Consider the following 14,123-nt stretch of genomic DNA (forward strand, 5'->3'; position numbering starts at 1 on the left):
CCGGTCGGGGCTGATGTTCTCGGTGCTGCTGCGGCCTGGGCCCGGTGTTCCGGTGGCGCGGCTCGGCTGGATCCCGCTGCTCACCGGGGTGGCGGTGGCCGCCGCGATCCGCTCCGTGACGTCCCGGGCCGGGGCGGGCGAGTTCGGTGAGGCCACCGGCGCGGCGACCGTCGCGGCCACCCTGAAATGGCCGAACGACCTTCTGGTCGGGGAGCGGAAACTCGCGGGAATCCTGGCCGAACGGTCCGATGACGCGATCGTCGTCGGGGTCGGCCTGAACATCTCGCTCCACGCGGACGAGCTGCCCGTCCCGACGGCCACGTCCCTGACGATCGAGGACGCGGCCATCACCGACCGCGAGACCGTGCTCAAGGCCGTCCTGCGCGAACTGGCGCTCCGGTACACCGAATGGCGGGCCGCCGACGGTGATCCGGACGGCAGCGGGCTGCGTAACGCCTACCGGGAGCTGTGCGCGACCCTCGGCCAGGAGATCAGGATCGAACTCCCGGGCGGGGAAGCCGCGACGGGTACGGCCGTGGACGTCGATCCGGACGGCCGGCTGGTGATCGAAACGGCCGCCGGGGAGCGTGCTTTCTCAGCCGGAGACGTCGTTCACGTGCGCAAACCGGGCCCAGTGGTCGATGAGTGATGACAGTCACATAAGGTGTGTCGCGCGGTTTCGGAGGGAGCCGTGGCGCGACTCGGGGAGTAGTGAGGATTTTGCCAGGGCAGGCACGTGAGCCCAAGGAGCTGGAAGAGCTCCTGCTCGGCGGGCAGATGCGGTACACCCGCCTCGACGCCGCGCGTCTGACGGGCGTGCCGTTGGCGTTCACCGAGCGGCTGTGGCGGTCGTTCGGCTTCCCGTCGCCGCCGGACGACGTCCCCGCGTTCACCGAAGGTGATCTTGAGGCGCTGCGGCGGATCAAGGATCTGCTGGACCGCGAGGTGATGGGCGCCGAGTCAGAAGAGGTCATGCTCCGGCAGGTCAGGGCCGTCGGGCAGACGATGGCGAAGCTCGCCGAGTGGCAGTCGAGCATCCTGACCAACGCGCTCGGCGACTCCACGTCCCTGGACGAGGGGTCGATGCGGGTGATCGGCGAGCTGGCCGAGGAGTTCCTGGCCGAGATGGAGCCGCTGCTGGTGCACGCGTGGCGGCGGCAGCTCGCGGCGGCCGGGGCGCGGGCGCTGGCGTCGGCGGCCAACGAGTCCGACAGCCTGCCGGGGCGGCCGCCGATCGCGGTGGGGTTCGCCGACATGGTGTCGTTCACGGCGATGTCGCGGGAGCTGGGCGAGGTCGAGCTGGGCCGGATCGTGGAGCGGTTCGAGGAGACGGCCGCCGACATCGTCGCGGTGCACGGCGGCCGGCTGGTGAAGACCCTCGGCGACGAGGTGCTGTACTCGGCGGAGGATCCGCTGGTCGGGGTGGAGATCGGGCTGGCGATCGCGGAGGCCGTCCAGAACGAGACCGAGGTGCCGGACGTCCGGGTGGGCATGGCCTACGGTCCGGTTCTTCCGCTGATGGGCGACATCTTCGGGACGACGGTCAACATGGCGTCACGGCTGACGTCGATCGCCCGTCCCGGGACCTTGGTCGCGGATCCGGCGTTGGCGGAGGCGGTGGAGGGTAAGGACGGATACGAGCTTGTCCGGATCGTCCGCCGTCCGGTTCGCGGTTTGGGAATCATTCAGCCCTATGTCGTCCGGCGAACGAGTAAATATCCTTGATTCGGGTGATGTACGTCCCAGTGGGCACGCATGTCACGCGCCGTTAGCCCGCTGTTCACTTCCGAGGGGGATCATTAAACATCATGAGTGTCAATCCCGGACAAATCCCTCACGAAGAGTACCTTCCTGAAGATCGATTCCTTGACCGTGAGGAAAGCTGGCTGCGGTTCAACCAGCGCGTCCTGGAACTGGCCGAAGACCCCCGGCTGCCGCTGCTCGAACGGGTCCGGTTTCTGGCGATCTTCGCAACGAACCTGGACGAGTTCTTCATGGTGCGCGTCGCGGGGCTGGCCCGGCGGATGGCGACGGGGCTGGCGGTGCGGTCGGCGTCCGGGCGTCAGCCGCGCGAAGTTCTGGAGCACACCGCGGCCGTCGCGCACGAGCTGATGCTGCGGCACGCGGCCGTCTTCCGCGACGAGCTGCTGCCCGCGCTCAGCAAGCACGACATCGAGATCCTGCGCTGGGACGAGCTGGCCGAGACCGAGCAGGAGAGCCTCCGCCGCCTGTTCCGGGAGCGGATCTACCCGGTGCTGACCCCGCTCGTCGTCGACTCCGCGCATCCCTTCCCCTACATTTCGGGTCTTTCGCTGAACCTCGCCGTGGTCGTCCGGGACCCCGACACCGAGGGCCGGCTGTTCGCGCGCGTCAAGGTGCCCGAGGTGCTGCCGCGGTTCATCGAGGCGTCCACCGGGCGGTTCACCCCGCTCGAGGACGTCATCGCCGCGCATCTCACCCAGCTCTTCAACGGGATGGAGATCCTGGAGCACCACGCGTTCCGGGTGACCCGCAACCAGGACCTCGAAGTCGACGAGGACATCACCGAAGACCTGCTCCAGGCGTTGGAGAAGGAGCTGCTGAAGCGGCGGTTCGGGCCGCTGGTGCGGCTGGAGGTCGAGGACACGATCTCCGACGAGGTGCTCGAACTGCTCATCGACGAGATGGGCGTCCACCAGCGCGAGATCTACCGGGTGCCGGGCCCGCTCGATCTGGCCGGGATGCACGCGATCGCCGACCTCGACCGGAGCGAGCTGAAGTACCCGCCGTTCGTGCCGTCGAAGATGGCGCTGCCCGCGCCGACAGAGGGTTCGATCTTCTCGGCGCTGCGCGAACGCGACATCGTGGTGCACCACCCCTACGACTCGTTCACCACGAGCGTCCAGCGGCTGATCTCCGAGGCCGCGCACGACCCCAAAGTGCTGGCGATCAAGCAGACCCTCTACCGGACCAGCGGCGACTCCCCGATCGTCGACGCCCTGATCGAGGCCGCCGAGAACGGCAAGCAGGTCGTCGTGATCGTCGAGATCAAGGCGCGGTTCGACGAGCGGGCCAACATCCGGTGGGCGCGGAAGCTGGAAGAGGCCGGCTGCCATGTGGTCTACGGGTTCGTCGGGCTGAAGACCCACTGCAAGCTCGCGCTGGTGGTGCGGCAGGAGGCCGACGGCACGCTGCGGCGGTACTGCCATATCGGAACCGGGAACTACCACCCGAAAACGGCGCGGCTCTATGAGGACTTCGGGCTGCTCACGGCCGACACGGAGATCGCCGAGGACGTCACGGAGCTGTTCAACCACCTCACCGGGTACTCGCGGCAGGTCTCCTACCGGCAGCTCCTCGTCGCGCCGCACACGCTGCGCAGCGGGCTGGTGCTGCGGATCGAGCGGGAGATCGGGCACCACCGGGCGGGACGTCCGGCGCACATCCGGTTGAAGTGCAACAGCCTCGTCGACGAGGTGATCATCGACGCGCTGTACCGGGCGTCGCAGGCCGGGGTGCCGGTGGACGTCTGGGTTCGGGGGATATGCGCCGTCCGTCCTGGGGTGCCGGGGCTCTCCGACATGATCCGGGTGCGGTCGATCCTGGGCCGGTTCCTGGAGCATTCACGGGTGTTCGCGTTCGAGTGCGGCGGCAACCCCGAGGTGTGGTTCGGCAGCGCCGACCTCATGCACCGCAACCTCGACCGGCGGGTCGAAGCCCTGGTCAGGGTCAACGACGTCGCCCACCGCGACGATCTGATCAAGCTGCTCGACAAGGGGATGGACGACGGCACGGCGTCCTGGTGGCTGGACGGCGAAGGCGTCTGGACCAGGCCGACCGCCGACTCCGAGAAGCCGCCGCTCGACATCCAGACCCACCTCATGCGGACTCGACGTTGGAGAACGGTGGATGGGAGCTGACCCCACCCCCGTCCGGGCCGCCGGAGCCGTGCTGTGGCGGCGGCGGTCCGGGCGGATCGAGGTGGCCCTGGTGCACCGGCCGAAGTACGACGACTGGAGCTTCCCCAAGGGCAAGGCGAAGCCGTCGGAGCACATTCTGCGCACCGTCACCCGGGAGCTGATCGAGGAGACGGGCGTGACGCCGCGCCTCGGGCCTCGGCTTCCCTCGATCTCCTACGCGAAGGACGATCGGCCCAAACGGGTGGATTACTGGTCAGCGACGGTCGCGTCGTCCGTCCCGTTCGTCCCGAACGACGAGATCGACGCGGTCCGCTGGGCGGCCGTCCCCGAGGCGCTCGCGCTGCTCAGCTACGCCCATGACGCGAACCTGCTGCGCGCCTGGTCCGAGCTGCCTCTGGACAGCGTCCCGGTGATCGTCCTGCGGCATGCCTCGGCGGGTGAGAAGCGGTTCTGGCCGGGCAACGACCTGCTCCGCCCGCTGGATCCGCGCGGCCGCTGGGAAGCCCAGGAACTGGCCTCCCTGCTGTCCGCTTACGCCCCGCTACGTCTGCTTTCGTCGACGACGCAGCGGTGCGTGGAAACCCTGCTGCCTTTCTCCGCCGACGCCTCCATCACGACCGACCCGCACTACACGGTCGGCTCGTCCTGGATCTCCGACGCGATCCCCCGTTTCCGCACCGAGCTCCGCGCCCCTCACGACGGCCTGCTGCTCTGCACCCACGGCGAACTCATCCCCGCCCTGGTCGCCGCGCTCTGCGCCCTCTACGACGCGAAAGAGCCCGAAGACCCTTCCCTCCGCAAGTCCGCCTTCTGGGCCTTCCACCTCACCCCCGAAACCCTGGTCTCCCTGGAACACCACTCCCCCTACACCTGACCAAGCCACTTCTCCAGGTGCACGACCTGCCGCCCGTCGATCGTCTCCTGCCTCGTCCTCACATAGCCGACCCGCTCATAGAGCGCGATGTTCGAGGCCATGAGCCGATTGGTGTACAGCCGCACCTGCGCCTTCCCGAGCCGCCGCGCCTCCTCCTCGGCGAACGCGAGCAACGCCCGTCCCACCCCTTTGCCCTGCGCCCCCGGCTCGACGGCCACGTTCTCCACGAGCAGCGCCTCCGCCTCGGGTACGAGCACGATCAGCCCGTCCACCGGCTCCCCGGCCACCCACACCAGCCCGTCCCCGACCAACCGCGCATAGTCGGCCTCCATGGGGATCGGCCGCATCCCGACAACCGTCACCCAGGGCTCATAAGCCGCCCGCACAATCCCCTCGACCCGCCGCACATCCGCCACCCCGGCAACCCTGATCTCCATGCCCGACCCCTACCCGCTCCAGCCCTCAACCGCTCAGGTCGATGAGCGCGCGAACCGCCTTTCCGCTTTCCGTCTCCGAGGTGCTGAGCCGCGCCACGCTCGCCACCAGCGCCAACCCGAACCCGCCACCCTCCCCCGGCAGCCTGGGCGCGGGCAACGCCGGCGACCCGTCCTCCACCTCCACGACCACGGCCTCACCTTTGAGCTGCAGACTCAGCCGGACGGGCGGCGCCGCATGGACGACGGCGTTCATCACCAGTTCGGCGACCACCTGCTCGGCCGCTTCCTGAACGGGCTCGCCCAGCGCCCACTCCGCCAGGGTCTCAACGGTCACGGCCCGCGCCACCCGGACCGCCTGCGGCCGTCCGTCCAGGAGCCACTCTCGCCGCTTCACCGGCTGCCGCCCAGCACTCTGGCGATCTGTGCCGCCGCTCCCTCGATATCGCCGACGGGCCCGATCGCCTGCTCCCAGGAGTATCGGAACTCCCAGCTCCCGGCGGGCGCGGCGGCGAACGTCACCGTGTCGTTCAACGCCTCGGTCTCGGGATTGACGACCAGCAGGCGCGGTGTCCGCGACGCGGCACCGACGTTCTCGACACGCCACCCGTCAGCTCTCAGCCGGTCCGCCAGCAGCTCGAGTTGGGTGACGCACTCTTCCTCATGCGACATCTTCACTTCCCTCTGTGAGTAAGGGACTACAGCCGCACAGTACCGCCTAATACTTAAGCAGTATGTGCTTTTCCACAGATATCGCGCGAGCAGGCAGGGCGCGGGACGAGGCACTATGGTCGATCGAGAGGCCGATGACGAGGGGAGGCGGGATGAGGCTGGAGCGGCCCCGGGCGCTCTACCGGCAGGTCGCCGACGACCTCCGCCGGGACATAGCGGACGGAAGATACATAGCGGGAGCTCTGCTGCCGAGCCAGCCGGAACTCGCCCGCGAGTACGGGCTCACCCAGGCGTCGATCGGGAAAGCGATCACCCTGCTGGAACACGAAGGGCTGATCCGCACGGAGCGCGGCAAAGGCTCATTCGTGCTGGACGTCCCGACGGTCAAACGCGTCCGCCGGATCCCGCTGCAAGGCGAGTCCTCGGGCAGCAGCTTCGCCGAGGAGATGCGCCATTCCGGCCGCGAGCCGCGCACGGTGCTCGCCTCCGTCACAATCCTCGAACCTCCGGCGGACGTTGCGGCCGACCTGCGGCTCGCCTCACCGGAACAGGTTCTGGTGCGGCGGCGGCACATGTTCGCGGACGAGCGGCCCGTCCAGCTCGCGACGTCCTACATCCCTCTCGCGTACGCGGGCGATGAAGGTTTCGCCTACCCCGACACGGGGCCGCGCGGCATCCAGCAGCGTCTCGCCGAGCGAGGACACCACACCGCCCGCTTCCAGGAGAACATCGAGGCCCGCACCCCGCAGCAGGACGAAGCCGACTTCCTGGGCATCACGCTCGTCACCCATGTCATCGAAGTCCGGCGCTTCACCCTCACCGCCGACGACCGCCCGCTGGAAGTCGTCGTGAACGTGTTCCCCGCGCGGCTCTGGCAGCTCAGCTACACCTGGGCGGCGGGCTCGTGACGCTCCATTCCGTCAGTGTCACCGGCATTGTTCTGCGTGAGGACGGGCGGGTCCTCGCCATCAAGCGTGAGGACGACGGCCGGTGGGTTCCGCCGGGCGGGGTGCTTGAGCTCTCTGAATCCCCCGAAGAGGGGGTGATTCGCGAAGTTCTGGAGGAGACCGGCGTCAAAGTCACGCCCCTCCATCTGACGGGCGTGTACAAGAACATGCGCCTGGGCGTGGTCACCCTCGCGTTCCTCTGCGCCCCCATCGAGGGCACCGCGCACCCCACACCCGAAGCCACCGAGGTCGCCTGGCTGACGCCTGCTGACGCGTCCCGTCTCATGCCCGAGGCCCGCGCCGCCCGCGTGCTCGACGCGCTCTCCCCCACCGCCCCGCACGTCCGCACCCACGACGGTCACCGCTTGCTCTAGCCCACCCGAACCTCCGCGCGAGGCGGAGACTCCTGGAGGAGATCGTGTCCGCCGGAACCTACGAATTCCAGAGTGAGTTCGCCCGCACCCATCGCGCTGAAGGCAGGGCCGAGGGGCTGGTGGAGGGCGAGGCCAGAGCGATCTTCACCGTACTGGAGACTCGTGGCTTCGCCGTTCCGCGGGATGTCATCGAACGGATCTCGGCTTGTGCCGAGCTCTCTCAGCTCGAAGCCTGGCTGATCCGTGCGATCACTGTCGAGGACGTCCACGATCTGTTCGTCTGACGCGCGTTCGGGGCGGACGCCGTGGGCGGCGCGGGGTGGGGGGCCGCGCCGCCGGTGGGTGGTGGGGTGTTCTGGGTCAGCCGGTGTTTTGGAGGCCGGCGGCTACGCCGTTTACGGAGAGGAGGAGGAGGTTTTCTAGTTGGGGGCGGGAATCCTCGGGGGTTTCGGGGGTGCGGAGGGCCGTCAGGGCGCGGAGCTGGAGGTGGGAGAGGGCGTCCACGTAAGGGTTGCGGAGTTCGACGGCGCGGGACAGGACCTTGCGGTTCTCCAGGAGGCGGGTGTGGCCGGTGATGTTGAGGACGAGGTTGAGGGTGCGGTCGTACTCGTCCAGGACCGTTTTGGTGAGATCGGGGCGGTCGGCGAGGGCCAGGTAGCGTTCCGCGATGTAGCGGTCGGTCTTGGCCAGGGCCATTTCGGCGTTGTCGATGAGGGCGTTGAACAGAGGCCAGGAGTGGTAGGCGTCGCGGACCGCGGGATCCGCGGCGACCGCGGCGAGGCCGCTGCCCAGGCCGTACCAGGCCGGGAGGTTGAGGCGGGTCTGGGTCCAGGCGAACACCCAGGGGATGGCGCGCAGATCGTCCAGAGTGCTGGCGCCGGTGCGGCGGGCTGGACGGGAACCGATCCGCAGATCGCCGATCTCGGCCAGCGGGGAGACGCGGGAGAACCAGTCGGCGAAACCGTCAGCCTCGACCAGGGAGCGGAACGCCTGGTGGGCGGCGTCGCTGAGCCTGTCGGCCATCGGACGGTACAGGGCCGCCGCCTCGCGGGCCCGCTCCTCCACCGCGGGCGTCGACGCCAGCAGCACCGCGTTGGTGACCTGCTCGACATGGCGGCGCGCAATCTCCGGATGCCCGTACCGAGCGAAGATCACTTCGCCCTGTTCGGTGACCTTGAACCGGCCGTCGACCGAGCCGGGGGCCTGGGCGAGGATGGCGCGGTTGGCGGGGCCGCCGCCGCGGCCGAGCGAACCGCCGCGGCCGTGGAACAGGGTGAGCGTGACGTCGTTCCGCGACGCCCACTCGGCCAGCGCCTCCTGGGTGTCGTACAGCAGCAGGGTCGCGCTGGCCGGGCCGAGGATCTTGGCGGAGTCGGAGTAGCCGAGCATGATCTCCAGCCGGCGTCCTGTCTGGGCGAGCCGGCGCTGCACCGGCACCAGCTTGATCGCCTCATCGAGGACGGCGACGGCCCGCTGCAGGTCCTCACCCGTCTCGAACAGCGGCACGACGTCCAGGACGGGCGCCCCGTCCCCGAGCGACGCCGCCAGCTCGTACACGGCCTCGATGTCGGCGGCCGACCGGCTGAACGACACGATGTACCGGCAGCACGCCTCGACCCCGAACCGCTTCTGCGCCCACGCGATGACGCGCAGCGTGTCCAGCACCTCCTCGGTCTCGTCCGAGTAGGCGCCCCCGGCCCGCACCTCGGCCAGCGCCCGCTCGTGGACGGCCGAATGCTGCCGGATCTCCAGCTCGGCGAGGTGGAACCCGAAGGTCTCGACCTGCCAGATCAGATGCTGGAGCTCCCCGTACGCCTGCCGGACGGCCCCGGCCTCGGCCAGCGAGTCCTGGATCAGCACCAGATCGTCGAGAAGCTGCTCGGGCCCGGCGTAGCCGAGGTCGGCGTTCCGCTCGCGCGTCGCCTTGATCCGTTCGGCCGCGTACAGCAGGTACTGGCGGTGCGGTTCGCCGGGCGCGCGGGCGGCGAGCTCGCTGAGCACCTCGGTCTGTGAAGTCCTGGCCGCGCCGAGCGCGTTGCGCAGCGCCCGGGACGGCGGCGTGGTGGTCTCGTAGGCGGTGAGCTGACGTCCGATGCGGGTGGCGGCGGCCTCCAGCGCGATCAGCACATGCTGCGACTGGATCTTGAGTGCTTTCCTGGTGACCTGGGCAGTGACGAACGGGTTGCCGTCGCGGTCGCCGCCGATCCAGGAGCCGAACCGCAGGTAGGCGGGGGCCTTGGGCGGCTGCGCGCCGCCGAGGTCGTTGGCGTCGCCGTCCTTGAGGACGGTGTCGAGGGTCCGGTAGATCTGCGGGACGACCCGGAAGATGGTCTCGTCGAACGCGGCCATCGCGGTGCGGACCTCGTCGAGCGGGTCCATCTGCTGGTGGCGGCGCTGGGCGGTGCGCCACAGCAGGTCGATCTCCTCGCGCATCCGGCGGCGCAGATCCAGCCGCTCCGACGACGCGCTCGTGTCGTCGTAGGCGTGGAGCAGGTCGGAGACCCGGGTGATCGCGGTGACGACGGCCCGGCGGCGCGCCTCGGTCGGGTGGGCGGTGAAGACCGGGCGGAACTCCAGGCCGTCCAGGGCGGCGGACGGGTCGGCGAGCGCGTCGACGGCCGCCTGGAAGGTGCCCGAGCCGGCCGCGCCCGGGACGTCGCGCTCCCGGAGGGTGCGGATCCGGTGGTGCTCCTCGGCCAGGTTGGTGAGGTGGAAGTACACGGAGAAGGCGCGGGCGACGAGCTCGGCCCGGTCCAGCGACCACCCGGCGACGAGCTCGGCGACCTTCTCCCCGGGGATCTCGCCCTTCCGGGCGGCGATCACGGCCCGGCGCAGGTTCTCGACGTCGTCGAGGAGGTCCTGGCCGCGGTACTCCACGAGTACCTGGCCGAGCAGGGCGCCCAGCAGCCGGACGTCGGCCCGGAGCTCTTCGGGCAGGTCAAGGCGGATCTGGGATGCAAGGCTCTCGGTCACAGGGCCATCCTATTCCGGCGGGATTGGTCTATACCACGTGGGATGCAACACCCCGGTTGAGCCGAACCGACAAGTGCCTGGTTACTCTTGCGCGCATGGCGATGGAAGCGGTTGAACCACCGGTCGAAAAGATCGACATCCACACCACGGCCGGAAAAATCGCGGACCTTGAGCGTCGTCGGTACGAAGCCGTCCACGCGGGCTCCGCGGCCGCCGTGGAGAAGCAGCACGCCAAGGGCAAGCTGACGGCCCGCGAGCGGATCGACGCGCTGCTCGACGAGGGCTCGTTCGTCGAGTTCGACGAGTTCGCGCGGCACCGGTCCACCATGTTCGGGCTGGAGAAGAAGCGCCCCTACAGCGACGGCGTCGTGATCGGCTACGGCACGGTCGACGGCCGGCAGGTGTGCGTTTTCTCCCAGGACGTCATGGCTTTCGGCGGTTCGCTGGGCGAGGTCTACGGCGAGAAGATCGTCAAGATGCTCGACATGGCGCTGAAGACCGGCTGCCCGATCATCGGGATCAACGAGGGCGGCGGCGCGCGGATCCAGGAGGGCGTGGTCGCGCTCGGCCTGTACGCGGAGATCTTCAAGCGGAACGTGCACGCCAGCGGCGTGATCCCGCAGATCTCGCTGATCATGGGCGCGGCGGCCGGCGGGCACGTCTACTCGCCCGCGCTGACCGACTTCATCGTCATGGTCGACCAGACGTCCCACATGTTCATCACCGGACCCGACGTGATCAAGACCGTCACGGGCGAGGAGGTGACGTTCGAGGAGCTCGGCGGCGCGCAGACCCACAACTCCAAGTCGGGTGTCGCCCACTACATGGGCAGCGACGAGACCGACGCGCTCGACTACGTCAAGGCGCTGCTGTCGTACCTGCCGTCGAACAACATGTCGGAGGCGCCCGAGTTCGGCGAGGCCACCGACCTCGACCTGATCGACGAGCTCGACACCCTGATCCCCGACTCGGCGAACCAGCCGTACGACATGCACACCGTCATCGAGGCGGTCCTGGACGACGGGGAGTTCCTCGAGGTCCAGGCGCTGTTCGCGCCCAACATCATCGTCGGGTTCGGCCGGGTGGACGGGCGGAGCGTCGGCGTGGTCGCCAACCAGCCGATGCAGTTCGCGGGCTGCCTGGACATCGACGCGTCCGAGAAGGCCGCCCGGTTCATCCGGACTTGTGACGCTTTCAATGTGCCCGTCCTGACCTTCGTGGACGTGCCCGGGTTCCTCCCCGGCACCGACCAGGAGTGGGGCGGCATCATCCGGCGCGGGGCGAAGCTGCTGTACGCCTACGCCGAGGCGACCGTCCCGCTCGTCACGGTGATCACCCGGAAGGCGTACGGCGGGGCCTATGACGTCATGGGATCCAAGCACCTCGGGGCGGACGTCAATCTGGCGTGGCCGACGGCGCAGATCGCGGTCATGGGCGCGCAGGGGGCCGTCAACATCCTGTACCGGCGCGAACTGGCCGCCTCGGACGACCCGGACGCGCGCCGCGCGGAACTGATCACCGAGTACGAGGACACGCTGGCCAATCCGTACATTGCGGCTGAACGCGGATATGTGGATGCGGTAATTCGGCCGTCCGAAACTCGAGTGCAGGTCATCAAGGCGCTGCGCGCACTCAAGGAAAAGCGTCAGACGCTTCCGCCGAAGAAGCACGGGAACATTCCCCTCTAGGGAGCGATCATGACCTTTCTCCAGGTGGTCAAGGGCGACGCCACACCCGAGGAGATCGCGGCACTCATCGCCGTGATCTCCGCCCGGGCGGCGGCCGAGTCCGAAGTGCCAGAAAAGAGGCGGTCCGCGTGGACCGACCGTTCCCGGCTGGCCCGGCAGCCCCTCCGAGCGGGCCCCGGAGCCTGGCGGGCCAGCGGATTTCCCGGCTGACCGAAACGCCGTCGAACCCCACCCGCGAATCTTCGAATCGCCGTGGACAACTGGCCCCAGGGAAAGGCTCAGTACACATAAGGTGGGGTTCCCATGGCTACCTCGGAGTTCATCCCGCAACCCGCCCGCTTTGCCGTTTTCGTCGACGCGGGTTACCTTTACGCGGCCTCCGGGGCTTTGCTCCTGGACGCCAGTTCCCGCCGCGAATACCGGGTGTTCGCCGAGAAACTGATCAAGGCGCTGACCGCCCACGCGGACTCCCAGATCAGCGGCGAACTGCTCCGCCTCTACTGGTTCGACGCCGCCCCCCGGCGCCAGCCGACCGTCGAGCAGCGAGTCATCGCCAACCTTCCGCTGGTGAAACTGCGGCTCGGCAACCTCAACGCCCAAGGCCAGCAGAAAGGCGTGGACGCCCAGCTCCGCGCCGACCTGGAAGCCCTGGCCCGGCATCGGGCGATCACCGACGCGGTGCTGCTCGCCGGCGACGAGGACATGCTGCCCGCCGTCGAAGCCGCCCAGCGGTACGGGGTACGGGTGCATCTGTGGGGCGTCGAACCGACCCACGGATCCAACCAGGCGGAATGGCTGGTCTGGGAGTCCGACACCGTCGAAGTGCTGCCCGCCGACTTCCTGCGGCCCTACTTCGCCAAGGCCGGGCTGCTGTCCGTGCCCGCGAGCCCGCCCGCGCCGCCCGTGAACGTCAACGGGCCGAAAGTGCCGGTACCGTCGCCCGCGCAGGTGTTCGCCGGGAAGGTCGCGCCCGCTCCGGTGCCGAAGCCGGTCGCACCGGCCGTCAAGCCGAGCGCGCCCGCCGAGTCCAAGCTCGGGCCCGACCGCAACCAGATGCTGGAAGTCGGCGAGCACGTCGCCCAGAAATGGCTGTTCGAGCGCGGACGCGACAACATCCGCGATCTGCTGCCCGGGCCGATCCTGCCGCCCGTCATCGACAAAGAGCTGCTGATCGACGCCGAGAAGGTGCTCGGCCGGTCGCTCCGCCCCTACCAAGAGGCCAGGACATGGCTGCGGGACGGGTTCTGGGAGCGGGTGTACCGCGAGTTCGGTATCGGCATCGGCAAGTCCGACTCATAGATTCGCCGACACTCTGCGTGACTATGCGGGTACATTCTGCGGCGTGAACGCACGTGTTCTGCGCCAGACGGCGGCAGCGGCCCTGACCGTCGCCGCCCTGTCCGGCTGCGAGACGGTGCCGTTCCGGTCCGACGGCAGGGCGGCGTCCGGTGTGATCGGGTTGGGTGCGGCGTCACCGTACGTCTCCGCGCCGCCGCCGCCCGGTCCTGAGCCGTCGCCGCCGCCGAACAAGGTCGCGGGGGCGCCGCTCACGAATGTGTACGCGGCGGCCAAACGGTACAGTCCGGCCGTCAAGGGGATACCGGTGCGGCTGTTCGCGCCGCACGGGCGGACCGTCACCGTCCTCGACCCCCGGACGGGCCGGGCGACGGCCAGGCTCCGCACCCCCGCCACGGTCCGGCGGGTCGTCCCGTCCTGGGATCTGACGACGCTCTGGCTGACCGGCCCGAAACTCCTCCAGCCCGTCGACGCCCGCACTCTGAAACCGGGCAAGAACCTCAAACCCCCCGGACCGTTCGCACTGTACTTCACCCCCGACGGGCTGGCCGCTCTCACTTTCACCGGCCGCCGCCTGGAGTTCCGCGACCCGCACACCCTGAAACTCCGCACGTCGATGCGCCTGCCGTGCGCTCTGACGGGCGCCGCCGACTTCTCCGCCGACGGCTCCCACCTCACCGCCGCCTGCCACAGAACCCTCCTGCGCATCGACTGGCTCACCGCCCGCATCACCGCCCGAGCCGCCCTCACCTCACCGACCGACCAGATCACCCTGTCCCCCGACGGAACAGCTTTCTATCTCCCCGGCCCCACCGGAGTCCGCATCTACAACTCCACCGACCTCACCCCCCGCCCCGCCCTCCCCACAAAAACCCCCGTCACGTCTCTGCTCCTCACCCGAGCCGGCACCACCCTCTACACCACCACCCCCACCTCCCTCACGGCCTACTCCCTCCCCTCCCTCAC

General features: G+C 69.2%; 15 protein-coding genes. 11 read left to right on the top strand and 4 right to left on the bottom strand.

The features are described 5' to 3' along the window. The 4 genes from ACYVE7_RS16535 to ACYVE7_RS16550 form a co-directional block, all read left to right on the top strand. On the top strand, positions 1 to 649 hold a 649-nt coding region (locus ACYVE7_RS16535), incomplete at its 5' end, for a biotin--[acetyl-CoA-carboxylase] ligase (protein WP_460365595.1). 62 nt (positions 650 to 711) lie between these two features. Continuing rightward, entirely contained in the window at positions 712 to 1,725 is a 1,014-nt protein-coding gene (locus ACYVE7_RS16540) for an adenylate/guanylate cyclase domain-containing protein (protein ID WP_460365596.1), read from the top strand. A gap of 83 nt (positions 1,726 to 1,808) precedes the next feature. Next, entirely contained in the window at positions 1,809 to 3,899 is a 2,091-nt protein-coding gene (locus tag ACYVE7_RS16545) for an RNA degradosome polyphosphate kinase (protein WP_460365597.1), read from the top strand. Further along, positions 3,889 to 4,773 carry an NUDIX hydrolase gene (locus ACYVE7_RS16550; protein WP_460365598.1) on the top strand — a complete coding sequence of 295 codons (885 nt, stop codon included), beginning with the start codon at positions 3,889 to 3,891 and terminating at the stop codon, positions 4,771 to 4,773. The genes ACYVE7_RS16545 and ACYVE7_RS16550 overlap by 11 nt, the downstream gene beginning before the upstream one ends. Here ACYVE7_RS16550 and ACYVE7_RS16555 read toward each other — a convergent pair. Genes ACYVE7_RS16555 through ACYVE7_RS16565 form a run of 3 tightly spaced genes read right to left on the bottom strand, consistent with a single transcriptional unit; the run spans position 4,764 to position 5,879 of the window. Continuing rightward, a complete protein-coding gene (locus ACYVE7_RS16555) occupies positions 4,764 to 5,210 on the bottom strand; it encodes a GNAT family N-acetyltransferase (protein ID WP_460365599.1) in 447 nt (148 codons plus the stop codon). The two genes, ACYVE7_RS16550 and ACYVE7_RS16555, sit on opposite strands and share 10 nt — an antisense overlap. 25 nt (positions 5,211 to 5,235) lie before the next feature. Beyond that, a complete protein-coding gene (locus ACYVE7_RS16560; protein WP_460365600.1) occupies positions 5,236 to 5,604 on the bottom strand; it encodes an ATP-binding protein in 369 nt (122 codons plus the stop codon). Beyond that, positions 5,601 to 5,879, bottom strand: a complete 279-nt coding sequence (locus tag ACYVE7_RS16565) for a hypothetical protein (protein ID WP_460365601.1) — start codon at positions 5,877 to 5,879, stop codon at positions 5,601 to 5,603. The genes ACYVE7_RS16560 and ACYVE7_RS16565 overlap by 4 nt, the downstream gene beginning before the upstream one ends. Before the next feature lie 152 nt (positions 5,880 to 6,031). On the opposite strand from ACYVE7_RS16565, the gene ACYVE7_RS16570 reads away from it, so the two are divergent. From ACYVE7_RS16570 to ACYVE7_RS16580, 3 genes are read left to right on the top strand one after another with little or no spacing between them, the layout of a single operon-like run. Further along, the gene (locus ACYVE7_RS16570; RefSeq protein WP_460365602.1) at positions 6,032 to 6,787 is read left to right on the top strand and encodes a GntR family transcriptional regulator; all 756 of its coding nucleotides are present in this window, start codon (positions 6,032 to 6,034) and stop codon (positions 6,785 to 6,787) included. Further along, positions 6,784 to 7,200, top strand: coding sequence for an NUDIX hydrolase (locus ACYVE7_RS16575; protein ID WP_460365603.1), 417 nt, complete (start codon positions 6,784 to 6,786; stop codon positions 7,198 to 7,200). Before ACYVE7_RS16570 ends, ACYVE7_RS16575 begins: the two co-directional genes overlap by 4 nt. Positions 7,201 to 7,244: 44 nt before the next feature. Continuing rightward, positions 7,245 to 7,484: a hypothetical protein gene (locus ACYVE7_RS16580; protein WP_460365604.1), complete on the top strand. Its 240-nt coding sequence runs from the start codon at positions 7,245 to 7,247 to the stop codon at positions 7,482 to 7,484. 76 nt (positions 7,485 to 7,560) lie between these two features. Here ACYVE7_RS16580 and ACYVE7_RS16585 read toward each other — a convergent pair whose 3' ends face one another. Then, positions 7,561 to 10,173 carry a phosphoenolpyruvate carboxylase gene (locus tag ACYVE7_RS16585; protein WP_460365605.1) on the bottom strand — a complete coding sequence of 871 codons (2,613 nt, stop codon included), beginning with the start codon at positions 10,171 to 10,173 and terminating at the stop codon, positions 7,561 to 7,563. Between the two features lie 95 nt (positions 10,174 to 10,268). Here ACYVE7_RS16585 and ACYVE7_RS16590 point away from each other — a divergent pair, with 95 nt between their 5' ends. The 4 genes from ACYVE7_RS16590 to ACYVE7_RS16605 all read left to right on the top strand — a co-directional run. Beyond that, positions 10,269 to 11,861 (top strand): acyl-CoA carboxylase subunit beta, encoded by a 1,593-nt coding sequence (locus tag ACYVE7_RS16590; RefSeq protein ID WP_460365606.1) that lies wholly within the window; start codon positions 10,269 to 10,271, stop codon positions 11,859 to 11,861. Positions 11,862 to 11,870: 9 nt separating this feature from the next. Beyond that, the gene (locus ACYVE7_RS16595; protein ID WP_460365607.1) at positions 11,871 to 12,071 is read left to right on the top strand and encodes an acyl-CoA carboxylase subunit epsilon; all 201 of its coding nucleotides are present in this window, start codon (positions 11,871 to 11,873) and stop codon (positions 12,069 to 12,071) included. 93 nt (positions 12,072 to 12,164) lie between these two features. Then, positions 12,165 to 13,160 carry an NYN domain-containing protein gene (locus tag ACYVE7_RS16600; RefSeq protein WP_460365608.1) on the top strand — a complete coding sequence of 332 codons (996 nt, stop codon included), beginning with the start codon at positions 12,165 to 12,167 and terminating at the stop codon, positions 13,158 to 13,160. Between the two features lie 43 nt (positions 13,161 to 13,203). After that, positions 13,204 to 14,123 (top strand): YncE family protein (locus tag ACYVE7_RS16605; protein WP_460365609.1); only part of this gene is annotated, 920 nt, incomplete at its 3' end.

This window comes from Actinocorallia lasiicapitis, assembly GCF_054778695.1.